Genomic DNA, 25,406 nt, shown 5'->3' on the forward strand with positions numbered 1-25,406 from the left:
GAAGGTGGAGGAGAAATCAATGAGCACCAAGGGATTCGGTGGCTTGTCACCCGACACGGCGACGACACCGTCCACACAGCCCGCGACTGCCGCGACACCTGGAACCGGATCAACCAGACGGATCAACGGCCGGTGGCTTCTGTCAGCGGTCGCCGCTGTCGTGATCTTCGTCGTGGTCGCGCTGTCTCTGCATGCCTGCGGGCACAGCGGCACCAGAACTGAGGTCCGCGCCGCGCACGGCCCCACCCGGATCACGGCCGGGGTCCCGAGCGGCTACAGCCACGACCGGGCGGGAGCGGCGACCGCCGCGGTGAACATCGTTCAGGCACTGACCCAAGCAGGCCAGGGCCGCATCTCCGCAGGCGCAGCGCGATCGGCATTGGTGGCGTCCACGCCGGGTCCCGGCCTGGCGAGATCGCTGGACATCGCCGCCGGCCGCGGCCAGGACAGCAACGTGCTCAACGTGTTGCCCGCCGCGGTTAGCGTCGAGTCGCTGTCCGGCGGCTCTGCACAGGTCGACGTGTGGACCGTCGCGGTGTCGCGGGGCTCGATCACCCCCGGCGACCCGGTTTCGGTGATGACGCTGTGGTCCTCGACCAGCGTGTCGCTGACCTGGGAACACGGCGACTGGAAAGCCAAAGACCTCACCACCCACACCGGACCCACACCCGACGAGGTCGTGGCGCCGGGCTCTGGTTCACCGCTGACCCACTCCCTGCTCGGCGGCTACTACACCTTCTACGTCGACTAAAGGCAGACGATGATGATGCGGCGATACCTGTTGCTCCTGATCGTCACGGCGATCGCGGCGCTGACGCTCGGCGGTGCGGCCGTCGCGTCGGCCGACCCCTCACCCGGCCCGATCGCACCCTCATCAGGGGCACTTCCGCATGGGTTCCCGGCCGACCTGCGCAAATTCGTCGGCGGCACAGCCGAATTCAAAGCGGCACCGTGGTTCACCGGAGTCTGCAAGGACCGCGGCGGCGACATCGGCGCCTACATCAATGCCGCGCTGGCCGTGGAGGATCGCCTCATCTACTGGTCGATGTCCGACGATGAAAAGAAGAGGCTGCTCGGAATCGGCTCGTTCACGCCGGGCGGACTGGCGGGCCAAGACCCGCCCCTGAACGCCGACGTCGACGCCGGCCGTGAACCGCCGAAAGACTATCTGCCGAGGGTGTTCCCGTCCGGCGATCCCGGCTACGCCCTGCCGCAACCGGCATGCGCCGACGATCTCAAACGATGGGCGACCCCGCAGTGGAACACGTGGGGCTTTGTGTGGGCGTCGGCGCCGGACAAGCAGTCGATGACCGAAATGCGCAAGACGCCCGGATTCGGTGATGTGCCGGAGAAGGCGTGGACCGCGCCCTGCGGCGGCGGAATTCCCGGAAGCTACTGCGCCCACGCCTTCTTCGTCAATTGCGACCAAGCCGACGCGCCCAGCGACGACCAACAGCGCTGCGTCGCCTGGAATACCCGGGTGGCCCACGTGTTCGCCGGAACAGCCCATTGGATCGACAAGAACACGTCCTTCAGCGACCGGGTCGACGAGTTCATGCACGACTCGGGGATCTACGCCGCCGGAAGCGCTTTCGTCCACGCGTTCAGCTGGTTCTTCGGCACCGCGATCCCCGGCGTGGTCAAGTTCGTCGCCGACCCGCAATCGGTGATCGACGACTGGGCCAACTCCGCGAAAGCCTCCGCCGTCGACCTGTCCACCAAAGTCCTGCACGGACTCGCGGCGGTCGGCACGTTCGACCCCAGCCAAGGCTGGTTTCTGCGTTGGTACGCCCTGTCCACCAGTCTCGGCGTCGCCGTGATGGGCCTGATGACGCTGCTGGCGCTGTGGCGGGCCGCGTCCAAAGGAGAAACTGCGAAAACCATTGCCGCGGATCTGTTCGGATACCTTCCCGCCGGCATCGTATTGATGCTGTTCGCGCCGTTCTGCGCTCAACTGCTCGTCGGCGCCGCGAATGCCATGTCCGACAGCGTCGTGCACATCTCCGGCCCTGACATGGGCGACATGGTTACCAACCTGCAGAAATTCACCGGCCAACTCACTGCGCCCGGTCTGCCGGGCGGGGTGATCGTCGGCCTGATGCTGTTTCTGCTGCTGATCGCCGGATGTCTCGCAGTGTTCTTCGGCTTGTTGATGCACGCGGTGGCTCTGCCCGCTCTCGCGGTGGCTTCGGGCATCGGATTCGGGATGTGGGTCCACCCGAAATGGCGGAGCAAGGCGCTGCGGCCGGTGCTGCTGTTCATCGCCCTGGTGATTTCCAAGCCGCTGCTATTTCTGCTATTGGCTGTGGAAACCAGCGTTATCAACGCGGGCCTGACCGGACAGGCCGCCGGGCAAGGCAATCTCGGCACGCTCGGACAGCTGTGCCTGGTCGTGGTCGCGTTCATCGTCGTCGGGCTCGCGCCGTGGTCGCTGCTGAAGTACGCGCCGATGCTGCCTTCACGCAGCGACGCCAACGGATTCGGTGGGCACTCCGGCTCGCTGATGGCAGGCGCGATCGGCGGCCTCGGCTCGAGGGAGTTATGGCGACGCTCCAACCAGGGGGCGTCGCGGTCCCGCACCGACCCGCAAAAGGGTAAGGGCGGGCGGGGGGACACCGGCGACGGCGCGGACCCGAAGTGGCGTACCGCCGACTCGAACGACGGACGCAGCCCGACCGAAGCCCGGCTGGGCGACACCATGGGCACCCGCCGAACCGACACCATCGGCACGAAGAGCGGCGGCGAAAAGACCGAACGCGGAGCAGGCGCACGCCTCGCGGCCGGACTCGGCAAGGGTGCCAGTGCCGCCGCCTCTCTTGCCTCGTCCGCCGCCTCCGCGGGTGTCGCCGCCATCCCGATCGCCGCGGCCGGTGCCGCCGCTGCCCTGCAGAAGGGCCGCGGCGTCGCCGAAGCCGCGCCCGGAGAGGCCGAAGAATGAGCAGCGAACAACGCACCTACCTGCTCGGCGGCGAAATCGCCCGTCGCTCCTGGCTCGGTTTATCCGAACCCGTCCTCATCACGTGGGGATGCTCGATCCTGGCCGCGATCGCCACCTATGTCATCGGCGGCGGCGCCGCCTGGTGTCTGGTCACCATCGCCGTCGAATTGGTCGCGGTGTTCGCGGCCACGATGGAGTTCGGCGGCAAACGCTCCTGGGCGTCGCTGCGGACCCATCAACTGCGGACCTGGAGCAGGCGCCGCCGCGGCGAACACATCTACCGCAACCCCGCCGACCCCGCCTACGGTGACCCGCAGCGCGATCCTGGCTGGGAGATGCCGGTCCCGCTGGGCAACACCAGCCCGCTCAACGTCACCGGCACCGGCCTGGACGACATGTTCATCCTGCGCACCGCCAACCCGGGTGAGCGCACGGTCTTTACGGTCATGCTCGCGGTTGAAGGGGTGGCGGCCGGGTTGCGGGGTGACGCCGCCTACGCCGCGACGTCGGCGGCGTTCGGTGCCCTGCAGGCCCAACTTGCTCGCCCGTCCTCGTTCGTCCGTGGCATCCAACTCGTGCATCGGTCGGTGCCGCTGGACATGACCCCGCATCAGCGGTGGGCCGAAAACCAGGTCGGACGGCTCGCGGATGAACGACTGTTGCCCGCCGTCGAGTCCTACGGCGCGTTGATCGACGTGCTCGCCCCGCTCGCGGAGGAACACCGCGTCTTCGTAGTGTTGCGCATTCCGCAAACCGACGCGTTCATGGCCGCGACCGCCCGCGCGGCCCGCGCCAAGAACGCCCCGATCGAAGGCGGCATCGCCCAGGTCATCCGGGATGAAACCGAGCGGACAGCGCGTCTGCTCGCCCTGGCGGGCATGGGACGGGTCGAGATGTACGGCCGTAAACGTGCCTGCGCGGTCCTGCGGGCCTGCGTGGACCCCGACTTCCGGCTGGGCCGCCACGCCGACTCGGATTGGGACACGTGCTGGCCCAGCTATGTCGGTGGCGGCGACAGTGTCGCGGTCGGCGAGCACAGTGGGTGGCGCACCCGGGTCGGGTTCATTCCGCCGCGGGCGATCGAACCCGTCCCGCTCGGCCCGTTGTGGCTGGCACCGCTGCTCAGCGGTGTGGAAGCTGACCCCGGCGACGACGACACCGCACCGATGCCCACGATCCGCACCATCAGCGTGCGCATCGACTTCGTCGCCGCACACACCGCGCGCCTCGCCGCCAAAGGCGACTTCACCGCTGACGAAGCCCGAAAACTCAAAGAGGCCGCGAAAGGCAAGATCAGCGACGGCTCCGCCGAAGTACTGGCCTCCGCCTCCGATCGCCGCCGCCACGACCTGATGCCCGGCTCCGGGCACCACGGCGCGATCTACGCCATCGCGATCGCGGTGACCGGCCGCGACAGCGAAGACCTCGACCGTGCCTGTCTGCGGGTCACCGAAGCCGCGGGCGAGTCCGCGCTCGCCGAAATCGACTGGTGCGACGGCGATCACGACGTCGCGCTCTTCGCCACCCTGCCGCTCGGGCGCGGCCTGGCCGAAACGAGGCACACCCGATGACCCGCCGATCCCGCATCCGCCGTACCCGGACACAACGCGCCGCGCAGGTCCACCGCGAACCGAAACAGCGATCCGCCAACCATTTACGCCTGCGGACAAGTCGCAACCGAAACCACACCGCGGTGCCCTCGACCGACGGAGTCGGTCTCGGTCGACGAGCTGCCCCCAAACGGCGTCGCCTGCTGGACAAATACGGCTGGTACGAGCAGCGCCCCGAAGGCGCATGGACCACCACCCGGCAAGCCGAAGCGCTCAACCTCGCAGGCAGCCGCCGCGCCTCCCGCTACGAAGGTGTGGTCGCCGGACTCAACATTGTCTCTGGCGAACTGGAGATCCTCGACCCCTTCGCCCTGTACGGCGAGGAAATCTCCGGCATCAATGTCTGCGTGATCGGGGACATCGGCCAAGGCAAGTCCGCGCTGATCAAGACGGCGTTCGGGCTGCGGCAACTCATCGCCGACCGCCAAGTGGTGATCCTGGACAAGAAACCCCAGTCCGGCCTTGGCGAATACACCCCGATAGCGCAGATGCTGGGCGCCGCATCGATCCGCTTCCAAACCGGCGGAGGCGGAGCATGCGTCAACCTGCTCGACGCCGCAATCAGCACCGGCGGCGAACACGTCGGCGGCCTGTCGGGCATCGTGCCCGCCGGCCAGGAAGCGCTTGTGCTGGCGGTGCTGGCCGACAGCATGAGCCGCGAACTCGATGAACGAGAGAAGTCCGCGGTCGGGCTCGCGCTCGAACTCGTCAACTCTGCGGCTCGCGACCAGGGCCGCGCCCCGGTGATCCGGGAGTTGGCGATGCGACTGCTTGATCCGAATACAGGCGACTTCGACACCGTCGGCGGTCGATGGGCCGACCGTGGTCTCGAATGGGGTGTCGAGCCGGGCCTGGCGCTGCTGCGACTTGCCGACCGCGACCTCAAAGGACTGGTCGACGCCGAAACCAGCCCGGAAATCCGCGACAGCCTCGACACCCACCCCCTGGTCCATTTCGACCTGTCCGCCTTGCCGACCGACGGGCCCGCACTGCGGGTCGTGATGACCGTGATCAACACCTGGCTGGCCAACCGGCTCGCCGCCCGTTCCTCGCGCTTCGCCCAAACGATTCTCCTCGTCGAAGAAGGCTGGCATGTCGCCCAGGGCAGCACCGGCGAAGTGTTCCAGACGAACATGAAACTTTCACGCGGACTCGGTCTGTGCACCGTATCGGCGTTCCACCACATCAGCGATCTGCCGGGGGAGTCACCGGCCCGAGCGCTCATGCAGGAAGCCTCGATCGTCGTGCTCATGGGGCAGGGCCGCGAAGACGACATCCGCGAAACCTGCCACATGTACCGGCTCCCACCGGGCACCGAGGAAACCCTGATGCGGCTGGGCCGCGGCCAAGCTCTGGTCAAGATCGGGCGGCGCGACCCATTTCTGTTGCAGCACATCCGATCCCCGCTCGAGGTCGCTCTCACCGACACCGACAGTGCCGTGAAGGGCAAAGCAGCATGACCACCCAACGGCCGCTACCCAACCCCATCCGCATGGAACCGGTTCTTCCGGCGGGGCTCGTGCTCGCCCTGCACATCGTCTGCGGCGGGTTCGTCGCGGTCTTCGGCGGCGGGGCACTGTCTGCGCTGCTGTGTCTGCGCGGCCCCGCCGCTCCCGGCTGGCATGAACTCACCCCCACGCTGGCCCGATTGACCGAACACTGGGGTGATCCCGCCGCCGCGTGGCCAGCCGACCCGCGACCCGGTCCCGGCTGGCTGACCTGGCCTTGCATGATCGTCGTCGCCATCGCCTGGTGCAGCGCGGTGGCGATCGTCGGCGCCGAAATCGACTCCCGCCGTCGGCACCGCCGTCGCCGTCTCGGGCTGGCAACCCGGGGTGACCTGCGCAGGATCGGACTCGACCCACACACCGCCGCCCGCAAATCCGCCGCCGAATTCCCCGAACAAGCACGGCGCGAGCCACGCCGGTATCGACGGAGGTGGCGGCGATGAATCTCCGGAATCGACTGCGCCGACGGCCGGTAGCGCCGGACCGGCTGACCGTCCGGGTCGGGGTCCTGGCCTGCGACCCACGATCCTGGGTGTGCTTGTCACCTCGAGACGGCGTTATCGTCTACGGCCCCACCGGATCCGGCAAGACCTGGCGGCTGGCTTACCAGCGTGTGTGCGACGCACCCGGATTCGTCGCCGCCACTTCGACCAAAACCGATCTGATGGCGGCGACATTCCTCGACCGCGCGACACGGGGCCGTATCGCAGTGTTCGACCCCGAAGACCTCTCGGGATGGCCCGGGAAAATCCGATGGTCACTGCTGTCGGGCTGCGCGGACCCGGACGTGGCCATCCGCCGCGCCGAAGCGCTCACCAAGGCGATGCCGCTGGAAGGCACCAAGAACGGCGGGTATTTCGAATCCAAAGCCGCCACCCTGCTGCGCTGCTACCTGCACGCCGCCGCCCTCGACGACCGCTCGATCCGCGACGTGCGCGTCTGGGTGCCCAGCCGCACCAACCGCACCGCCGTCGACATCCTCGGTACCCACCTACCCGACTGGGCCGCCGAACTCGAACAGATCCTAGGCTCCACCTCCGAATCCAGCGACGACGTCCTGGCCGCCGCCGCACGCCTGCTCGAACCCCTCGCCTCACCGAAGATGCTTGCCGCGGTGGACGTTCCCGGCGCGGAGTCCTTCGACGTCGAATCGTTCGTCTTGGACACCACGCACGCGAACACGCTCTACCTGCTGTCCAAAGGCACGTCACAGAGCATGGCGCCATTCGTGGCCGCTCTGGCCGCCGAGATCCATCACGTGGCCGACCGCGCCTCACAGAAACGGCCCGGCAAACGGCTCGACCCGCCCGTGCGGCTGGTGCTCGACGAAGTCAACAACGTCGCGCCCATCCCGGAACTACCCAGCATCATGACCGACAGCGGCGGCAAAGGCATCACCGTCTGGGCATTCGCGCACAACCAATCCCAGAACGAACTGCGCTGGGGCCAGATCGGCGGGCGCATGCTCGGCCAGTCACCGCCGGCCATGCTGCTGCTGCCCGGTCTGCGCGGCGACGAACTCGAAGCCGTCTCGCGGCTGCTTGGACAACGCAAGCAATGGGAAGCCAGCCTGTCGCGGACCATGGGCCGCAGCTACTCCCAACGCGACGAACCGGTCCTGCGCGCCGACGAAATCCGCGAACTCGACGAAGACCAAGGGCTGCTGATCTACCGCCACGCCCCCGCCGCCGTGCTGCGGCTGCCCAGCGTATGGGACGACCCCCGCACCCAACGCCAAGTTCGGGCGGCGCTGGAGACCTTCGAAACCATCGTCACCACAGGCGAAGTCCAGCCACAGCTGCGGCTCGATGCACCGGAAGCGAGGCGGCCATGACCGTCGAACCGCACACACCGCAGGACGCGACGCTGGACCGGCCCCATCGAAGCAGGAGCCGTGACGGCGCGTGCCGATTCAGCTGGGCCGACCTCGACACCGACGCCGCCGCACAGCTGTGGCGCGAACTCGCCGACTGGGTCGACTGGCTGCGGCATCGCTACCAACTCGGCAGCCGCGTCCCCACCTGCTGGTACCGGCACGGCAGCGCCGTGGAAACGCTCACCGCGCTCATGGCCGCACACCACGCCGCCTACCTCCCCGGACCCGACCAACACGACACACCCCGAGAAGACCTCATCGCCTGGCACCAGCAATGGCTCTGGCCAGCCATCGACCAACTCACCCGCATCAGCGACTTCTCCAGCTGCGGCCCGGGACGCTGCGGCTACCGCACCCAACCCCAACCCACGCATCCCGGATTCGACGACTTCGTCGACAACGACCTCGCCGACCGACCCGAACCCGCGCTGACCCCCGCGGCGCCGGAGGAGACCACCGGACCGGAACTCGTCGGCGACGAGGACATGGCCGAACTCATCGCAACCCAATCCGCGCAATCCATCCAAGCCGCCGGACGCACCGTCGCGGTCCGCTACGACGGCCGCGTCTGGGTGTACTCGCGCATCGCCGGCGGCTGGATCCCCGAACGCAGCAGCAGGCGACGGCCATGACCACCCGTCGACCACACCCCGACATCCGCGAAAGGTGGTGACAGCCAATGTATGTCATCAACGGACAACCCATCGACAGCGACCACGGCAACGCCCAAGCCATGCTCGCCGCAGCACACGCCACCGGAACCCGGCCACGCTGCACGTGCCAAGGCGGCGACGGCGGCGATATGTACATCGCCAAGGTCAGCGGCCGATACCTGATCAAACGAATGCCCGGCACCGGATCGACCCACGACCCGATGTGTACCTCCTACGCACTGCCACCCGAAGTCTCCGGACTGGCGCACCTACTGGGAAAGGCGGTGAAAGAGCAACCCGAGACCACCCGGATCACCCTCGGATTCCCTCTGACCCACCACAGACGCCGCGTCGCCACCGCAGCCGCGGCCACCGAGGTCGATGACAGCGGCGGCGATCCCACCAAGCTGACTTTGCGCGGTCTGCTGCACCTGCTGTGGGACGACGCCGGATTCACCCGGTGGACACCGGGCATGCTCGGCAAACGCAACTGGGCCACGATCCGCAAGTACCTACTCTGCGCCGCAGAAGACAAGACGACCAACCGGACTCCGCTGGTCAATCGGCTCTGGATACCCGAAACGTTCAACTCCGAGAGTAAGGCCGAGATCATCGCCCGGCGCACGGCCGCCCTGTCTCACATCACCGGCAACCGATCGCACCGCCGGCTCATGATCGCCGTCGGCGAGATCAAACGCATCACGCCGACCATCACCGGCGCCGCACTGCTGTTCAAGCACGTACCGGACCTCCCGCTACACCTCGCGAACGAGACGTACACGCGGATGGTCGCGACGTTCGACACCGAACTGTCGCTGCGAGCCGACAACCCCGACACGCATCTGATCGGAATCCTCACCTTCGGTGAATCCGACAAGGGCACGACCGATGTCGAACAGATCGCGGTCATGACAGTGACCCAGCACTGGATCCCCGTCACCACACCAACCGAAAAGCACCTCGTCGACCGGCTCACCGACGATCAACGACGGTTCGTGAAATCGCTTCGCTACAACCAGGGCCCGGACACCCCCATGGCCGCGCTCACCCTCATCGACACCTCCCCGGTCACGGCGTGCTACATCATCGGCACCGACGACAGCGACCTGCTGCGCAGCGGCATCGACTCGCTCATCTCGACATCGCAGCTGGACTCATGGATCTTCGACGCCGCCAATGAAACACCACCACCAGCGGTGGCACGGCGTGACCGTCGATCTCACGACGAACCCGACCAGCCCACCCTCGACATCGAACTCCCAGACCCGCCTGAAGGGAATCACGGCGATGAGTGACTTCGACTTCAGGCGCGACGTCATCGGCGACGACCTGGTGGTCGACGGCGTGGCCTACTCCGCGACCGAATGGGAGAGTGACGGCGAAGGCGGCGTCCAACGGATCGCCGACCGGGTTCGCCGGGAACTCGACGAGCGATTCGACCCGGAGGTGCGGGCGCACGCGGACCTGGTCGATCTGCTCGACTCGCCGTTCTCCGTCACCTTCGCCGCATCGGCGCCCGACGCCGACAACCGAATCATTCAGATCGTGTTCTACCACGGATGGACCGCATTCGAGCTGGAAGCGGAAGCGGGCCGACGACCCGAAACCGACTCGAGCGCAATTAGTCCGTACGACCCGGCAAACCTACGAGTCGCTGGCGAATATCGAATCGAAAGCGAATCGCTGGAGCGGCTGCTGCAGTACCTGGCCGCCGAACCGGTACTCCAGGACCACAGTTCCTCCACCGACCAGACGACCAGACGACCGCCCATCGTCGTGCCTGAGACGGAACGAACGATCCTGCAACAACATCAGAGCGGGATCAACACCCTTCGTGACGCTGTACGCAGCGCCCGCAGTCCCGCAGCGCTTGCGGCGGCACGGGAACAGGTCGCCGCAGAACTGCGGCGCCACGAGGCGTCAGCACCGGACCTGCACGGCGGCGCGTCCGATGTCGACACTGCCGTCTACGACATCACCCGCGACGGGTACCGGACCTTGGTCGCGTCGCTGGACGACCGCATCCGGCGGCGATCCGGCGCGCAAGCCGAGCCGACAACTCAGATGGATGCGCAGAGAGCACGCCCCGCCGCAGTGAGCGAGCAGAACAGGGCACTCGTCTTCGGCACGAAGGAGCGTGTGCTCCGCGAAGACGACATCATCGCTCTGCCTGATGATCTCGCAGACGCGACCGACGTCGTGAATCCGGGTGGCGCGAACCTTGGTGCAGCAGTGAGAACTCAGCCGCGCGATGCGACAGTCCGCGATCATCGCGATCGAGTACGGGCACGCTTCGATCCGCAGTACGAGGCGTATTCCGAGCTCGAGAAGGTGCGCAGCCAGGGAGTGAACGTCGTGTTCGCCGCCGCGACCGACGCCCAGCCGCATCGCGTCGTACAGATCACCTTCACCGAACATCACGAGTTCGCTGCCCGAGAACTGGTCTCAGATCCCGAGTGGGTGCCCTCGCTATCGGCACCCGCACCCATGTATCTCGACGGCGTTGCCTTGCGTCCGATCGGCGATTACCGCTTGGATGACGCGGAACATCTGGGAGCGGTGATAGGCCAACTCCAAAGAGGGCCAACGCTCAACGGCGACCAACCATCCCGCAGCGGGCCGGTCCTGGTGCCGGCGGCGCACGAAACAATCCTTCTCGAGTTCTTGACCGATCTCGACAACCACCTCGGTCGAGTTCAGGAAAAGGGCACATTGGACGCACTACTCGCTGCTCATCAGGCCGTGAGCAGCGAAATGGCCGTCATGCGACTCGGGGATATGCACCCGGAAATCTCCTGGGAGTGCGAGGTACTGCAGGCCGAGCTCGACGGAAGGATCGGGCGGGTCCTGAACGGTCTCGAGCCTGTCGATGAAAAGGCGACGGGATACGTCGATCTCGACCCATGGGGCGACTACCCGGATTCACCGACCGCCGGTCTTATGGACTCCGCCGTCAGCAGGTCGGCGGAGATCGCGGATCAGATAGAGATTGCCGTTCGACAGCGGTTCGACCCGACATACCCGCAGTGGAAAGCACTCCACGAGACCGAAACCCGCGGAGTCTATGTCGAGTTCGCCGCACCGGCGGCTGATAGCCCCGGACGACGCGTCTCGATCAGCTTCAACAGCGATGCCGGGCAGTGGCAAGCCCGCGAATATCGGCGCGAACACAACGAGCACGTCACCCTGACCGAGTACGTCGGTGAGTACCGGGTCGGCTCCGGAGTGCACCCGTGGCTCGGCGAATTCCTCGACGGTCTGGAAACCAGGCCCGTCCTCATCGACGCCCGGACAGGAGAAGCGATTCCGCGTCCGGCGGTCCACCCTCCCGACACGGCACAAGCACAGCTGTGGAAATACGCGACCGACGTCGCCGACCTCGCCACCGGGCTAGACAGAGCACGCGGAACGGCAGGTTACCGCGCCGCTTACAAGGAGCTGGTCGACTCGATCACCGAGCCAGGACACAGCGCAGAGTGGAGCCACGCCGCCCAACAACTGCTGGATGAATTCGGCCGTCGGATCGCGATTTCCGACGCCTTGCGCGAATCGTCCGGTCGCGCAACCGACGGCATCGGTGACCGGGTGAGGCCACCCGAACCGACCAATGGCGGGGGCCGATTCTCCGACGGCTCCCGTCATGGGGCGCGAGCTGATGACCATACGCAAGGCGGCCCAGCAGAGCGCGCCGAAGGAACGAGCCCATCGTGGGCGCAGCGCATACGCAGGGGTCTGTCGAAACCCCGTGCGGCGCACCCGCGCCGACGCATCTGAACTCCGCGAAACCGCAGCGAAGGAGGCTTCGCGATGACAACACCATTGACATCCCGGATCGCAGCGCACTGCGCTGTCGAGCGGCAGGAGCAAGGGCCATGGCTGAGCCACTGATCGACCGCGACATCGAAGCCATCTCCGCCGTCGCCGCCCTGGTGAACTCCGGTGACCTGCGCCGCGCCAAGCAGCAGGTACGCGAACTCGCCAAGACGATCGACCGTGAGCGTCTTGGCATGATTTGGCAGTGTGTCTCGATCTGGGAGCGCCACCCGTACGAGGAGGCCAAAGCCGAGATGAGACAGCTCTGGCACAACAACCCGGCACAGCGCGCACTCATCGAAAAACTGGTGCCGCCAACCGATCCCCACGTACACGAGGAGCCAGGCAACCGGCTTCCCGCACGACCGGCCGGCGGACGGAGCGTGCGAGCCAGTGCCACGAACTCCAACGGCAGCGACTTCTACCGACCACCCCGCGACACCCGCCGTCGCGTGGACCCGGCGCTGCGGACCGGCCCGACCCGGCCGTCCAATCGCGAGGAACACGCCATCGTCGACGCGTACTTCGGCGACACCGCCGCCGACCAACACACCCGGGCCGCGGCATTACGTCATCGCAAGCGCGCAGGCGAGGACACGATCGACGACAGCGAGCTGGTGAACGAGGTGCCGGATGGGCGGGCAGGTGTCGACGACAACAAACCGTACGCCCGAGACAGTCGAAAACCCTTCGCATCACTGGATATTCAGCACGACAGCGACTACGACGACGACCGCTACAAAGAGGTCGAGGACGCCTACCGAGACCAGGACAAAGAAGACGCCGCCCCGACCCTGCGCGGGCTGCCGTGCGTGGGCTGCCGCCTCGAACGCGCGGCACTCGACGGCAGCACCTCGCCCTACGGGTTGCCGTACAACGAACGCATCCGATCCGGACGTGGCGACGACGGGCTGTGCAACCCATGCCGGATCGACGGCGTGACCGGAATCGGGGAACTTCCGCTGGGACACAGCAGGATCGACGCCATCAACGCCCGATGCGAATTCATCGCCGAACAGAGCGGCCCGGCCGCGCGCAGCATCCTTCGGCAGGAATGGCGCCTCTGCAGGGCAATGGGTGACATTGGATACCGCGCCATCGAAACCTGGGTCCGCAACCACCCCGAACTACCGCAGGCACCGAAACAGCCGAAACCGCGCAGCACATCGACCGCCGGCACCGAGCCCGCCAGCGTCAGCAACGGATGGTGCGAGAGCTGCAGCGAGTTCCGCCAAGTGACCGACGGACAGTGCCTCGACTGCCGTCCTGCCTCGACTGCTCCACCCAGCCGGCTGCTCAGAAAGGGCGAGGTACGTAGCCGGGTCGAGCGTATCGAACGCGCACAACAGCCCGCCCCGGTCGTCACCACAGAACAACGGCGCCAGCGCCTCTGGCGTAGCCAATCCGCGTCGCGGAAAACCGGCCAGCGCCGACACCTGTAAGTCGTATCTGACACATCCATCGAGGACCGTCATGACCACCACGAGACAACCTCGGCGAGCCACCTCCTACCTCGCCGCATTCGCAATCCTCGCTGACCCTGCCCGGCCTCACGAAACACCGCCACCCAGCAGTGCCGAGTTCCACACGCTGCACGACGCGCTGACCTGGCTGCACAACCGTGCACACAACGGCACTTCGGCATCCGCACCAGCCTTGGCTGCGGCAGCCGTCTATGCCCGATCTGTGGGCCGACAAGAATTCGCGCCGATACGCCGGTTCGGTGTCGGCACCGCCACCGAGATCGCCGCCGCGATCCGCACGGCGATCACGACCGCTCGGGCCGCCCAACTGGTGACCGGAACCGGCCGGATGACATCGGTCACCGGTGATCCCGCCTGCGAGGCAGCAGAAGCGCTGGACCAGGCCCTTGCGGGCGGTGTCAGCATCGAGTTCGCCGATCCCGCTGAACCCAGCCGAATCCTGATCGTCGGCATGATCGACCGGGAATGGACGACCGTCGAGTACCGGCAAGACCATCCACGCCGCGGCGAACTCCGCGAAATCGGCCGCGTCGGCGTACCGCATTACGCACGAGTGACCGACATGCTCGGCGACCTCGCCATCGGCGCCCCCTACCGCAGCACCGAGCGGACCGGACAGCACCTGCCGACGGTGACCGTACCGGCCGACATCGTGCAAGACCTCTGCGCGTTCCAAGCCCGCCTCGATGCGCTCGCAGCGAGAGCCCGGATATGTGCGTGCGACCACCCGGAGATCCTGCGCACCGCGCCACACGGCGGCACCACCGACGCAGCCGAACCCGAAACCGCCGCGACCAATCCTCGCCTCGCCGACACGGCGCGCAGCCCACACAGAATGCACGGACGCCGCCACACGGCAGGCACGCGAGCACGACGAAAGGCACGGTTATGAGCCGCATCCGACTGCAGACGCTCGACTCTACCCACCATCCCGACCGAGAAGTCATCGTAGGCTGGGACCGCGGCCTCCAGACCTACTTCGCGCAAGTCTTCGACGGCCAAGACAAAACCGGTGAAGACATCATCCTGCTCGACGTCGGCAATCAACTCGGCGAGTTCGCCAACCCACAGCAAGTTCTGCAGGGGTCGGCGGCGTTGATCAGTTGCCTTCTCTCCCGCAGAATTGACTCTGACCAGACCCGCGCGATGCAGCGCCGGTAACGTCGCCGCTTTCAGTCGTCTGACTGTCGATTTTCTCAGGACGGTCGCATTCGTTCCTCGACTGCGGCACGGCCTTCAGGGGTGAGTGGCCACTCGAATTGCGCATCGATCCACCATCGACCTCCCCCGATGTCGCGGACGTAGTCCCAATTGCTGAATGCGCGCAGCACCACGGCGGCGGCCGGGGCGAGTACTTCGGCTTCGATCTTCTCCACCATCGACACCGGCCACACCAGCCGCCCGTCCGGCAGGGGAACCGGGAGTCCGAAAACCTCATGCAATGTGTCTTCGCGGTAGCCGTTTCGCACCAGATCGGCAGCGGTGTACCAGTACTGCGTATATTCGTTGTACCGGTCCGGCGGCGCGATCTCGGCACGCGCCGCCTCTTGAGTAGCCATCCATCCATCCAACGAATCGGGTGTGGCGTTTGACGGGTAGGGCGCTTGGGGCTGTTGCTCTGCGTCCATCTTCGCTATCCTTCCGACGGTCTGTCCGGCATGGTCTCGGCAAGCTCTTAGATGATCATGGTCCTCTCGTATCGATGTGGGAACTTGGTTCATCGACGGCGTGCCGCGTGACCTGGATCGGTAGGCCCGCGCACAGTGCGGCAGCCCGATCGAGCCGGATCAGAATGGAGTGTCGGGGTCGAAGTAGCTTCGTGGGCGCGGGGGTTCGCCGAGAGCGGCGGCCAGTGCGGCGTGGCTGGGGTAGAGGTGGGACAGCCCAAGGCTGTCGATCGCGTCAGCGATCTGATCGCCGGTCCACACGACCAGGTCGGCGGCCGTGCGGTGCAGGTAGTAGCGGAACACGTCGAAGTCCTCAACGATGATGTTGATCATGTTCGGAGTGTGGGGTGCGCGGAGCGCGGGAGACCTTGCACGGTTTCCAGCGGGCGGTGGCTGCACTTGGGCATTGTGATCCGCCGTCGTTGGCGAAAACGGGTCGATGCCGGCGATCGAGGGCACACACCAGCAGTGGGTGGACCGGGGCGAACGCTGGTATGCGACATCCACTCTCACCCCGAAGGTTCGCGGCATCTTCCGCGGTGCTATGGCGAAGGCCGGTCGCTGGCTCGTCGCCGAGCATCCCGAAACCACCGAGCCCGGCCAGTGGACCCGCCAGACCGGTGCGGCCTGGGTCGGGGCCATGGACCGCCTCAATGTCGGCGACTACGTCCAGCGCACGGTCGGGCTGTCCAAACGGTCCGGCAAGCCGCTGAGCCCGCGCACCAAGGCGTGCTATCCCATTGCGACCAGGACCGTGTTCCGGGACATGCAGGAATGGGAGTGGATCCCTTGTCCAGCCGCAGGTCAATCGTCACCTCTGTTGTTTACGCAGTACTTCACGACCATTCGGTGCAATGAATGACACAAACGTTTAGACCGGGTGTTGACGTGGTCAACGTGGTCTTGAGGGTGGTTCCGAGTAGTTTCTCGCGGGATTCTCGGTTGCTGCGATGGCGGCGGAGTCGTCCCCGCAAGGCATGAACGGACCGGCTGGCCGCTGCGTGAATGGTCGGGGCGTGCGGCCTGGGCCTAAATCGGCTCCGTTCGGTTTGGTTCTGGTTCTTTAGTGAAGTGCTGCACGGGGTTTCGTTGCACCAGATTGTGTGTCATCCTACAGAGTCCGCCGCTTCGGTGGGCTCTGTACGTTCTGCTGTATCACCACCTGTCGTCGAGGGGATCTGCGGTATGACTACGCAGTTGGAGGCTGCGCGGCTGGATGTTGTCATCGCCAAGGCCGCCGAGTGGCGGGACCAGTTGATCGATCTGGGGCACCGCAATACGTTGCTGTACTTCCGTGCTACCAAGCGTGGCAGCCTTGATCTGACCAATGCCGAGGCTTCGGCGCTGGCGGAGCTTGAAGTGGGCAAGCGGGTTTCGCTGCGTGCCATGTTTCCCGGCAGTGACCAGCACCGGGATGCGTGCGCCCGGGCCGGTAGCGTCGGCCGGATTATCAGGCTGTTCGCCGAGGAGCAAGGTATCGATGTCGGACGGGTTGCGTTCGGGTTGGTCCGGACGAATCCGTTGCAGCACAGAGGTTCGGTGCCGGTGCCTTCGTTACGTGCCCCACTGCTGCTGCGCCCGGTCTTCGTGAAGGCGCGCACCGCGACCGAAAGCGACTTCAGTCTGGAGTTCAGCGATGAGGCCGAGTTCAATCCGGTTCTGCTGTACGCGCTGGACCGCCAGTTCGGCATCGATGTGGATCGGGTCCGCGAGCGGCTGGAGTACCTTCTTGACGAGGACATTGATCTGGACACGCTGGTGGAGCGAGCGTATGCCGAGCTTGCCCGAGTAGCCGGCGCTCAGAACATCGAGCTCGAGCTCGACCGCGCTGTCATGCTGGGGACCTTCAACTACGAGAAGCTTCCGATGGTCGAAGATCTTGCGACCGCGAGCGAGTTGCTCGCCGCACACGATCTCGTTGCCGCTCTTGCCGACTACGATCCGGCGAAGGACGCCCTCGCTCAGGATTCGGCCGGCTACTGGCCTGCTGAGATCGACGAGTTGAGCCCGGCTGACGAGTTCCTCGTGCATGACGCCGACTCGTCACAGCATCGGGCAGTGATGGCGGCGCTCGCCGGGCACAACGTCTTCATCGAGGGGCCACCGGGCACCGGGAAAAGCCAGACGATCGCCAACATCATTGCTGGTGCTGCCGCGCTCGGGCAGCGGGTGCTGTTCGTCGCTGAGAAGCGGGCCGCGATTGAGGCTGTCATGAACCGGCTGGTCGCGGTCGGACTCGGTGGCTTGATGCTCGATCTGCACAGCGAGAATGCGAGCAAACGCGAAGTTGCGCGCCAGCTGGCGGAAAGCCTGGCCCGTGTCACCAAAGAACCGCCGGTCGATGTCGTGGACGTTCATACGCGTCTGGTGGCTTCGCGGCAGCGATTGCTCGCTCACTCCGCAGCACTGCATGCCAGGCGGGAGCCGTGGGGGTTGAGCGCGTACGAGGTTCGCGATCGGCTGCTCGATCTCCCCGAAGTGAGCATCCCCTGCGCATTCCGCGGCTCTCAGCTGAAGACGCTGGACGCACATGTCGTCCGGCAGCTTCAGGATGACCTGAAAGAGTTCGTCGATCTGGGAGGGCTTCGAGTCCTGCGCCAGGAGACACCGTGGTGCCGTACGAAGGTCGACAACGAGCAGCAGGTCGAGCAGATTCTCGTCGAACTCGACGACCTCGCCGGCCATACCCTGCAGCGAAGCCAGCAAGGGATGGACTCGTTGCTCCGCCGGGCGGGACTCGCCAACCCGGGCAATGTCGTCGGCTGGAACGATGTACTCGAGTTGTTGGATGATGTCTCCGGAACGGTTGATACCTTCGGGCCGGATATCTTCGGTGAGAAACTGGAGTTATTCTACTTCGCTACCGGAGATCGGAAGCAGCGGAAACGAATCGCGATCAGCACAAAGCCGGGCTGGATCGAGCGCTACCGGTTGATCAAAGAGCTCCGTCGGATGACCAGCGGGAAGATCTCTCAGAAGGCTGCTCTTCACACGGCGCTCAACGATGTTCGTGAACAGCGTCATCGCTGGAAGATGTCGGGTGGGCCGAACACCGAGCCCTCTCAGGTAGAAGGTCTCGAACAGGTCAGCCAGGACTACAAGATCCTGCGGAGACAGCTGGCGTCGGTTGCTGCATCGGCGGGATACCCTGATCTGGAAACCGAGCCAGCTCATCAAGTCGGAGTACAGTTGAACCAGCTGCGCGCCGACAAGGACACGCTTTTCCGGATGCCTCGGCTCAATCAGTATATCGAGCAGTTTCACAGCCTGGGTCTTGATTCTTTTCTCGATGAGGCGGCGCGGCGGAATCTCGCCGCCGAGCAGGTGTGGGAGGCGTTTCTGCGAATCTGGCTGGGTTCACTCGATGACGAGTTCAAGCTGCGGGTTCCCGAGATCGGTCAATTCGTACCCGAGCAGTTGACCAGAGCCGCAGACGAGTTTCAGCGCGCAGATATCCATCACCGGGAATTGGCTGCTCGGCGTGTCCGCCGGAATGTGGCGAAGCAAGCGCGGCAGGCCAGTGACGGCCATCCGGACCAGGCCCGGATTCTCCAGCAGCAGGCCAGCCGTAAGACACGGCATATGCCGACCCGCAAACTGGTCGAACAGGCATCGGATGTGATGCTGGCCCTGCGCCCGTGCTGGGCGATGTCACCGCTGGTCGCCAGCCGCATGTTGCCTGCCGAGCGATTGTTCGATCTCGTGATATTCGACGAGGCCAGCCAGATCCGGCCCCACGATGCGATTACATCCATCATGCGCGGAAAAAGCGTGGTCGTGGCCGGGGATGAGAAACAGCTGCCGCCGACGAACTACTTCGAACGTCGGCTGGCGAGCGGCGACGACGACAACGACGACGACGAGAACCTGTCGGACTACGAATCAATCTTGACCGCACTCAGACCGCTGCTGCCGATTCAGCATATGCTGAACTGGCATTATCGCAGTGCTGACGAGCGCCTGATCGCCTTCTCCAATCGGGAACTGTACCGAGACCAGCTGGTCACCTTCCCGGGATCGACCAAGGAGAGCCCGGTTGCGCTGGTCCGGGTCGACGGTACGGCCTCGCCGGGGCAGAACGGGTCGTCGCCAGCGGAGCTGAACAAGGTTGTCGAGCTGGTCATGCACCATGCCCGGACGAGACCCACCGAAAGTCTCGGTGTGATCACGTTGAACACCACGCACCAGGCCAGGATCGAGCGCGCGCTGATCCAGGCGCGCAAGAACGCCCCCGAGTTCGAGGAGTTCTTCGCCGCAGATAGGGAACCGGGTCGGCGGTTTTTCATCAAGAACCTCGAGAGCGTCCAGGGCGATGAACGCGACGCGATCATCCTTTCGGTCGGCGTGGCTCGCGACGCGGCAGGCCGCATCTCGGGAAAGAGTTTCGGACCGTTGAACCGCTCGGGTGCCGAGCGGCGAATCAACGTTGCCGTCACGCGCGCGAGGATACGGATGACCGTGGTGGCAGCGTTCTCCTCGGCCGATCTTCCCGCCTCGGCGATGCGCGGAACCGCGCTGCTCGGCCGCTACCTCGACTTCGCGGAACGGCACGGCGAGATCGATGAAGTCGGTGCACCGACCGACACCGAGCTGAACGGATTCGAGCGATCGATCCGCGACGCGCTGGTGGCCCGCGACGTTCCCGTTCATCCTCAGTGGGGGATTTCGGGCTATTGCATCGACTTCGCGCTGGCGCACCAGGACCAGCCGGGGCGGATGATTTTGGCAGTGGAAGCCGACGGTCACCGGTATCACAGTTCGGCGTCAGCGCGGGACCGAGACCGGCTGCGCCAGGCTCACCTGGAGAAGCTGGGCTGGCGGTTCCACCGCGTGTGGTCGTCGGCGTGGTACCACAACCCCCAAGCCGAGGCCGACAAGATCCTGGCAGCATGGCGCGACGCCATGGTGGCGGCGGATACAGCGCTGCCGCCGGAGCCGCCCCCGGCCACCACACCGGATCCCGCGGAACCGGTGATCCGTCGTGGGCTCCGCCCGGAGGTGCCGACAGGTTTGAGAATCCACGAATACAGCGACCGCGAGCTGATCGCGATCTGCCGCTGGCTGATGTCCGACAGGCTGCATATCAGCCGGGAAGAAAGACTTGCCCAGGCGATGACGGAACTCGGCTTCCGCCGCCGCGGCACCAGGATCACAGAGCGGTTGACGCACGCGATCGAGGCCGCCCAACGACTCGTCGACAGGGAGGAATGACGTGACACAGCTCGATCCGCGCACCGTGGACAGACTGGCCGAGGTGATCGTCGACATCGGTGGCCCGTACGAGCGCAAGGGGTACGAGCTGGAAGCGCTGCTTCAGCGGGCGAGGTGGGAGGTCACCCCCATCTACGACGGTTCACCGCGAGTGGAATGGCTGCGCGATCAGCTCGAGGCGCGCCAAGAGTATCCCGGCGAAGTGGAACGATTGTTGTGCCGCGTGTGCGATCCCATCGAGTACGACGATGGAGTCCTGATCGCCGAGGAGATCCGCGCCGCCGTCAACGAACGGCTCGCACCCGAGCATCTGGCGATCACGCTCGTCAGCGGACGCCCCGTCCTCGGCGCCGTACAGACGGCCGGGCAGGATCCAACCTTCGCCGAGCCACCAGACCTGCAACAGCGATTGGCGGCCTTGGTGTCGGACCAAGAAACGGTCCACGTTCTGATGGGGAGAGTCGAGGAAACACGGATTTGCGTCGCTGGCGGTGCCTACCGTATGGCGACCATCGGAATCGGCACCTTCATCGAAGGACTGCTCCTGGCGGTATTGCTCGAACGTGACGAGGACCTGCGCCGCAACGGGTTTCCCGACGTACGCCGGCGTACACTCCCGGGAAAGCGCGATCCCAATAAGCGGACCTCAGCGGATTGGGTGTCTCTGGAGCTACTGATCGATACCGCCTACGACAAGAACTGGGTCCAACTCGACGCCACAGCATTTGCCCACGCGGTCCGCGATTTCCGGAACTTCATCCATCCACGAAAAGAGATCACCGAGCAGCCCCGATTCGACGCTGACACCGTCATGTTGTGCTGGGGCCCGGTCCAGGCGCTGATGAACGACCTTGAGCAAAACCTGCCCCCGCTACCGTGACTCATGCGCTGTCGATGCTCAGTCGGGCTGGTCCATTCAATCGTGTTCTTGCACTTCAAGACTGCTCGATCAGTCGGGCTGTCCGGCATCGTGGCCAGTCTGGGATCCCATGCGACGCACCGGGCAACTCCGGGCCCGGAGTACGAAGCACCCTGGTTCAGGGCCGACGTGTTCGCGAGCGACGCGATGCCGGGTGGGCTGGTTTTCGGGGCCATTGGCTGTGCTGATTCGGCTGGTCGGTGGAGGGGACGATACGAGCCGCGACGAAGCAGTAGTAGGCGTGATGGTCGAGCCGGAAGAGGCTCGGATCGAACCGATCCTGGGAAGCGAGGAAGAACATCCACGACCGCACTGAGCTGCCACCGTACTCGCGTGCCTGTCTCTGGGCGGTGGTGATCTCACGCTGCAGCGCGTTGCGGAGTCTGGTGTCCCACGCTGACCAGTCGATGACGACCTGGTAGGGCTTGATCACGCGGGCGCGGGTGTTCCGGTCGCGGCCACCAGCGTAGAGGGTGATGGTTGCGGTGGCGTCGGTGTAATCCGGGTGCGCGGTCCAGGCGACCTCCGAGTAGAAGATGCGCGGGCGCGGGTAGTCACGGATGGCGTAGCTGTCCAGGCGTTTGAATGCGTATCGGTATCGGTCGGCATCGACGCCGGGGAGGTCGATGGACAGATCGGCGCGATCGTGCGGGTAGAGCACGAACATGCTGCAGAAGGGCCGGATCGTGGCCGCGGTCGTCGCTCTGGTGCCGTGACATGGGCCGCCGGACCCCGACCGGCTCGAGCCGGTGGTGGATTGCCTGGCCGATGCGGCATCGGCGGCGGGATCAGTCTGTTCGCGTTCCTCGGGTACGACCAAGCGGGCCGGGTAGCCAGCCGTGCTCGACAACCGGGACCGTCTCGGCTGCAACGGGCCTCCGCGGACGTAGGTGACCTCGCCGGCGATACGGCAGTCGTCTCGGTGCCGGGCGCTGAAGTGCGGTGCGACCCTGGACTCGCTGTCGAGGGCAACCGGCCAGGCGTGCCCGCTGCAGCCGAGGCACTCGTAATCATCGGTGTTGGGTTGGTCGCCGGTAGACAGCTCGATCGCCGTCACGATCACCTGCCGCCGAACATCCCACGCCACATCCATCAGATCCCCTCCTATACCATGCTTTCCACCCGCATACCCATCTTCCATAGTGCCGGGCTCGACCACCCAGGACAGACGAGCTCCGATGCGATTACAGGCTGGCTGCTCCAATTCCATTACCACGGTGGATGTCTCGCGCTCGATCGCGAAGGATCAACGCGAATTATCGTGCTGGCCTATTTGTCCCGTCCCAGCAACTGGCCGTGATACGCGAGTTGCTGGGACCAAGCACCACCGCGCGGTCCACCTGCCTCGTGCGCCATGAGATCCTGCTGGTGATCGACGAGTCCGTGCCCGCGGTGCACCCGCTGTGCGAAGACCGGTATACCCCTGCCTATTCCGAGCACCTCGTCGACAGGTTCCTCACCGCCCTCATGGCCCGGCCAACATCCGGCCGAGTCATGTGCGCTGCAACAGATCTCGTGCCAACACCGGGCCCGCACCAGAGGGTGCGTGGGTGCGGTCGGAGTTCTGAACTGCTGAGTGTCGGCCGGTCGGGTTCTCTTGTCGGGCGGTGCCTTCGGGGGAGGAGGTCGACGTTCCGCGGAATCCGGACCTGCCGTGTGCTGTGTGTGGAAAACTCTTGTGGCGCACGAGAACAAGTCGACCGTCGGGTGAAGCCACTTGTCAGCCGTGCCGCAGGGCGGCCCGCGTGCATGCGTCTGAGGCACTGGCGCCGCCGGTGCGCCGGATCCCCGGAACACCGGGACGGTGGGTGTCGGGCCGGTGCCCAGTGTGCGGGAACTGGTTCGTTTCGCGGAGCCTGCGGCAGCACATCGCTTGTTCGGACGAGTGTCGCGGACAAGCTCTGCAAGGACAGCGTGCCGCCGTGCGTCGCCGTGCGTGCCGTTCTCATCGTCGGCGGGTGACCGAGAACGGGCACCCGATCGACCTGGAGCGGGTGCGGTGGTCAGGCGCGGGCTACCTGCGCCGCGACACCGGGTGGACCGAGTGCGAGGGTAGTGTGCGGGTCGGGATCACGCATGGCTGGCCCGACCCTCCACCGGTTGTCGCTGCCGTCGTGCTCGGCATCGCCAAACGCGCCAAGGATACCCCCGCCACCGCCGTCGGGGCCCGGACCGCCGGGCCGTTCAGCGAGACCCTCACCACCGGCCCGGACGGCTCGATCGGCGGGGTCACCCTCACCCCGACAGAGCGAGATCTGCTCGCCGTCTATCGGATCGTCGCGATCGGATGAGTTTCCCGTTGCGCGGCGTTGTCGGCCATCACCGCTACCGCGACGGCGGCCTCGACGCCCACGGCAACCCGGTCCCCTCCTATACCCCGCCCCTCGATGCCCCCGGCACCCCAGTTGCGGTGTATGGGTGGGGACCGGCCCGCTCGGCCGAACCCGCCCTGCCCGGCCACGACCGCGTCATCATCGACGTCAAAATCTATGTGCCTGCTGACTTTTCGCCCGCGCCACGGGATCTGGTCGATCTGCCCGCCGGGCCGGCGGGGCGTTTCGAGGTCGTCGGGATAGCCGGCGACGCCAACCACGGCCCGTTCGGGTGGGTGCCGGGCAATGTCATCGCCGTCAGAAAGGTGGACGGCTGAATGCCGAAACCGAAACTGTCCTGGAATACGAATGCTTTCTACAACCTGCGCCGGAGCCCGAAGGTGGTGCGGGAGCTGGAATCTCGTGGCCGCCGCGTCGCCGTCGCTGCCGGGACGGATTCGCGACGAAATCGGCTCAGGGTGCACGCCGCCCCGAGGGCCGCTGGCGGGTCACCGTGTTCCCCGCGACGGCGAAGGCCGCCCGCCGCAACGCCCGTGACAACACCCTGGTCAAGGCGCTGAATTCCGCCCGCGGACGATGAGGCCCGTGCCGGAGCTGGTGGAGTTCCCGGCGGTCGAAACCGTGGTCGTGGCCTACCTGGGCGCGCGGCTGGCGGCTCGTGGGGATCCGGCGAGAATCGCGACCGCTGTTCCCGATCCACGCCCGTCCCGCCTGGTCCGGGTCACCGCCGCCGGTGGCGGCAACGACCGGCTGGTGCTCGCGGCACGGATGGTGATCGTCGAATGCTGGGACACCCGCGAACCCGCCGCCGTCGAGCTCGCCGAGCTGGCTCATGCGATCCTGCTGGCCGCTGCCCGCGACCCGGCCGAGCCCCGCTTTCGCGCCGTGACCACCGTGGGCGCGCCGGTCAACCACGAAGACCCCGACACCAGGTGTCCCCGTTACCAATTCACGGTCTCGGTCGACCTGCGCGGGACGCTGTTCCAGCCGGGGCCGACCGCGCCCGAGGCTCCGCTGTGAGTGGTGTGGCGGACGCATCGCAGGACGCGGGGGGTGTCAGGCCGTTTCCTCCGGGGGAGGTGACGGGCGTACTGGTCGACAGCGTGTCCAGGTAGTTGTTCCATCACTGGTTGGCGATGAAGAACACCAGCCATATCAGCGGCAGGAACACAATGGCGACGGTGGCCCAGCCCGACCACGCGGCGATACCGGCCAATATGTACAGCGGTACCGCGTAGGTGAACATTCTCTTCCAGAACTCGCGGGGACGCATTTTCTTGTAGTTCGATACCGCCCACCACCCGAACGCGAAGACGAGCACGAACGCCGCGTAGTTGAGCACGACCTGGACCACGGGGGCCTTGCCCAGGTTCTCCGCTAGCCAGCACCACCCC

General features: G+C 65.9%; 22 protein-coding genes. 18 read left to right on the forward strand and 4 right to left on the reverse strand.

The genetic code is table 11. From position 1 onward, the window contains the following. Positions 1 to 160: 160 nt before the first annotated feature. The 12 genes from HPY32_RS03255 (at position 161) to HPY32_RS03305 (ending at position 15,043) form a co-directional block, all read left to right on the forward strand. Positions 161 to 751, forward strand: a complete 591-nt coding sequence (locus HPY32_RS03255; protein WP_082870953.1) for a DUF8175 domain-containg protein — start codon at positions 161 to 163, stop codon at positions 749 to 751. A gap of 9 nt (positions 752 to 760) precedes the next feature. Continuing rightward, a complete protein-coding gene (locus HPY32_RS03260) occupies positions 761 to 2,938 on the forward strand; it encodes a hypothetical protein (RefSeq protein WP_082870954.1) in 2,178 nt (725 codons plus the stop codon). Further along, on the forward strand, positions 2,935 to 4,509 hold the full coding sequence (locus HPY32_RS03265; RefSeq protein ID WP_067583106.1) for a hypothetical protein: 1,575 nt from the start codon (positions 2,935 to 2,937) through the stop codon (positions 4,507 to 4,509). The genes HPY32_RS03260 and HPY32_RS03265 overlap by 4 nt, the downstream gene beginning before the upstream one ends. Beyond that, positions 4,506 to 6,008, forward strand: coding sequence for a putative type IV secretion/conjugal transfer ATPase (locus HPY32_RS03270; protein WP_067583109.1), 1,503 nt, complete (start codon positions 4,506 to 4,508; stop codon positions 6,006 to 6,008). Before HPY32_RS03265 ends, HPY32_RS03270 begins: the two co-directional genes overlap by 4 nt. Next, positions 6,005 to 6,499, forward strand: a complete 495-nt coding sequence (locus tag HPY32_RS43770) for a hypothetical protein (protein WP_067583111.1) — start codon at positions 6,005 to 6,007, stop codon at positions 6,497 to 6,499. Before HPY32_RS03270 ends, HPY32_RS43770 begins: the two co-directional genes overlap by 4 nt. Continuing rightward, complete coding sequence (locus HPY32_RS03275; protein ID WP_156674212.1) at positions 6,496 to 7,890, forward strand: type IV secretory system conjugative DNA transfer family protein; 1,395 nt, start codon at positions 6,496 to 6,498, stop codon at positions 7,888 to 7,890. The genes HPY32_RS43770 and HPY32_RS03275 overlap by 4 nt, the downstream gene beginning before the upstream one ends. Further along, a complete protein-coding gene (locus HPY32_RS03280; RefSeq protein WP_082870955.1) occupies positions 7,887 to 8,564 on the forward strand; it encodes a hypothetical protein in 678 nt (225 codons plus the stop codon). The genes HPY32_RS03275 and HPY32_RS03280 overlap by 4 nt, the downstream gene beginning before the upstream one ends. Positions 8,565 to 8,611: 47 nt before the next feature. Then, positions 8,612 to 9,880 (forward strand): DUF1173 family protein, encoded by a 1,269-nt coding sequence (locus tag HPY32_RS03285; protein WP_067583117.1) that lies wholly within the window; start codon positions 8,612 to 8,614, stop codon positions 9,878 to 9,880. Then, complete coding sequence (locus tag HPY32_RS03290; protein ID WP_156674213.1) at positions 9,792 to 12,359, forward strand: hypothetical protein; 2,568 nt, start codon at positions 9,792 to 9,794, stop codon at positions 12,357 to 12,359. Before HPY32_RS03285 ends, HPY32_RS03290 begins: the two co-directional genes overlap by 89 nt. Before the next feature lie 98 nt (positions 12,360 to 12,457). Next, a complete protein-coding gene (locus tag HPY32_RS03295) occupies positions 12,458 to 13,840 on the forward strand; it encodes a hypothetical protein (RefSeq protein WP_067583123.1) in 1,383 nt (460 codons plus the stop codon). Positions 13,841 to 14,084: 244 nt separating this feature from the next. Then, positions 14,085 to 14,774: a hypothetical protein gene (locus tag HPY32_RS03300; protein ID WP_067583126.1), complete on the forward strand. Its 690-nt coding sequence runs from the start codon at positions 14,085 to 14,087 to the stop codon at positions 14,772 to 14,774. Further along, positions 14,771 to 15,043 (forward strand): hypothetical protein, encoded by a 273-nt coding sequence (locus tag HPY32_RS03305; RefSeq protein WP_067583129.1) that lies wholly within the window; start codon positions 14,771 to 14,773, stop codon positions 15,041 to 15,043. Before HPY32_RS03300 ends, HPY32_RS03305 begins: the two co-directional genes overlap by 4 nt. A 35-nt stretch (positions 15,044 to 15,078) precedes the next feature. On the opposite strand, the gene HPY32_RS03310 is transcribed toward HPY32_RS03305, so the two are convergent. Further along, the gene (locus HPY32_RS03310) at positions 15,079 to 15,510 is read right to left on the reverse strand and encodes a hypothetical protein (RefSeq protein WP_156674215.1); all 432 of its coding nucleotides are present in this window, start codon (positions 15,508 to 15,510) and stop codon (positions 15,079 to 15,081) included. 159 nt (positions 15,511 to 15,669) lie between these two features. Continuing rightward, positions 15,670 to 15,882 (reverse strand): hypothetical protein, encoded by a 213-nt coding sequence (locus HPY32_RS03315; RefSeq protein ID WP_067583136.1) that lies wholly within the window; start codon positions 15,880 to 15,882, stop codon positions 15,670 to 15,672. 106 nt (positions 15,883 to 15,988) lie between these two features. On the opposite strand from HPY32_RS03315, the gene HPY32_RS03320 reads away from it, so the two are divergent. The 3 genes from HPY32_RS03320 (at position 15,989) to HPY32_RS03330 (ending at position 21,640) form a co-directional block, all read left to right on the forward strand. Then, on the forward strand, positions 15,989 to 16,411 hold the full coding sequence (locus tag HPY32_RS03320; protein WP_067583139.1) for a hypothetical protein: 423 nt from the start codon (positions 15,989 to 15,991) through the stop codon (positions 16,409 to 16,411). 323 nt (positions 16,412 to 16,734) lie between these two features. Next, a complete protein-coding gene (locus tag HPY32_RS03325) occupies positions 16,735 to 20,760 on the forward strand; it encodes a PDDEXK-like endonuclease domain-containing protein (protein ID WP_067583142.1) in 4,026 nt (1,341 codons plus the stop codon). Between the two features lies 1 nt (position 20,761). After that, positions 20,762 to 21,640 (forward strand): hypothetical protein, encoded by an 879-nt coding sequence (locus HPY32_RS03330; RefSeq protein WP_067583144.1) that lies wholly within the window; start codon positions 20,762 to 20,764, stop codon positions 21,638 to 21,640. A 157-nt stretch (positions 21,641 to 21,797) separates the two neighbouring features. Here the strand turns inward: HPY32_RS03330 and HPY32_RS03335 are convergent, their stop codons facing one another. Continuing rightward, positions 21,798 to 22,772: a hypothetical protein gene (locus HPY32_RS03335; RefSeq protein ID WP_067583147.1), complete on the reverse strand. Its 975-nt coding sequence runs from the start codon at positions 22,770 to 22,772 to the stop codon at positions 21,798 to 21,800. Between the two features lie 865 nt (positions 22,773 to 23,637). Here HPY32_RS03335 and HPY32_RS03340 point away from each other — a divergent pair. From HPY32_RS03340 to HPY32_RS03350, 3 genes are all read left to right on the forward strand, one after another. Beyond that, entirely contained in the window at positions 23,638 to 23,970 is a 333-nt protein-coding gene (locus HPY32_RS03340) for a hypothetical protein (RefSeq protein WP_067583150.1), read from the forward strand. Then, the gene (locus HPY32_RS03345) at positions 23,967 to 24,329 is read left to right on the forward strand and encodes a hypothetical protein (protein ID WP_067583154.1); all 363 of its coding nucleotides are present in this window, start codon (positions 23,967 to 23,969) and stop codon (positions 24,327 to 24,329) included. Before HPY32_RS03340 ends, HPY32_RS03345 begins: the two co-directional genes overlap by 4 nt. A gap of 268 nt (positions 24,330 to 24,597) precedes the next feature. Beyond that, the gene (locus HPY32_RS03350; protein ID WP_171982705.1) at positions 24,598 to 25,032 is read left to right on the forward strand and encodes a hypothetical protein; all 435 of its coding nucleotides are present in this window, start codon (positions 24,598 to 24,600) and stop codon (positions 25,030 to 25,032) included. Positions 25,033 to 25,135: 103 nt separating this feature from the next. Here HPY32_RS03350 and HPY32_RS03355 read toward each other — a convergent pair whose 3' ends face one another. Further along, complete coding sequence (locus HPY32_RS03355) at positions 25,136 to 25,366, reverse strand: hypothetical protein (RefSeq protein ID WP_067583160.1); 231 nt, start codon at positions 25,364 to 25,366, stop codon at positions 25,136 to 25,138. Positions 25,367 to 25,406 lie beyond the last annotated feature (40 nt).

The organism is Nocardia terpenica, assembly GCF_013186535.1.
GTDB classification, from domain to species: Bacteria; Actinomycetota; Actinomycetes; order Mycobacteriales; family Mycobacteriaceae; genus Nocardia; species Nocardia terpenica.

Excerpts from the sequence above, each read along its gene's own strand:
- HPY32_RS03320 (WP_067583139.1), top strand. The coding sequence starts at position 15,989 with ATGCCGGCGATCGAGGGCACACACCAGCAGTGGGTGGACCGGGGCGAA.
- HPY32_RS03270 (WP_067583109.1), top strand. The coding sequence starts at position 4,506 with ATGACCCGCCGATCCCGCATCCGCCGTACCCGGACACAACGCGCCGCG.
- HPY32_RS03305 (WP_067583129.1), top strand. The coding sequence starts at position 14,771 with ATGAGCCGCATCCGACTGCAGACGCTCGACTCTACCCACCATCCCGAC.
- HPY32_RS03295 (WP_067583123.1), top strand. The coding sequence starts at position 12,458 with ATGGCTGAGCCACTGATCGACCGCGACATCGAAGCCATCTCCGCCGTC.
- HPY32_RS03260 (WP_082870954.1), top strand. The coding sequence starts at position 761 with ATGATGATGCGGCGATACCTGTTGCTCCTGATCGTCACGGCGATCGCG.
- HPY32_RS03280 (WP_082870955.1), top strand. The coding sequence starts at position 7,887 with ATGACCGTCGAACCGCACACACCGCAGGACGCGACGCTGGACCGGCCC.
- HPY32_RS43770 (WP_067583111.1), top strand. The coding sequence starts at position 6,005 with ATGACCACCCAACGGCCGCTACCCAACCCCATCCGCATGGAACCGGTT.
- HPY32_RS03310 (WP_156674215.1), bottom strand. The coding sequence starts at position 15,510 with ATGGACGCAGAGCAACAGCCCCAAGCGCCCTACCCGTCAAACGCCACA.
- HPY32_RS03325 (WP_067583142.1), top strand. The coding sequence starts at position 16,735 with ATGACTACGCAGTTGGAGGCTGCGCGGCTGGATGTTGTCATCGCCAAG.
- HPY32_RS03265 (WP_067583106.1), top strand. The coding sequence starts at position 2,935 with ATGAGCAGCGAACAACGCACCTACCTGCTCGGCGGCGAAATCGCCCGT.
- HPY32_RS03345 (WP_067583154.1), top strand. The coding sequence starts at position 23,967 with ATGAGTTTCCCGTTGCGCGGCGTTGTCGGCCATCACCGCTACCGCGAC.
- HPY32_RS03335 (WP_067583147.1), bottom strand. The coding sequence starts at position 22,772 with ATGGATGTGGCGTGGGATGTTCGGCGGCAGGTGATCGTGACGGCGATC.
- HPY32_RS03285 (WP_067583117.1), top strand. The coding sequence starts at position 8,612 with ATGTATGTCATCAACGGACAACCCATCGACAGCGACCACGGCAACGCC.
- HPY32_RS03315 (WP_067583136.1), bottom strand. The coding sequence starts at position 15,882 with ATGATCAACATCATCGTTGAGGACTTCGACGTGTTCCGCTACTACCTG.
- HPY32_RS03275 (WP_156674212.1), top strand. The coding sequence starts at position 6,496 with ATGAATCTCCGGAATCGACTGCGCCGACGGCCGGTAGCGCCGGACCGG.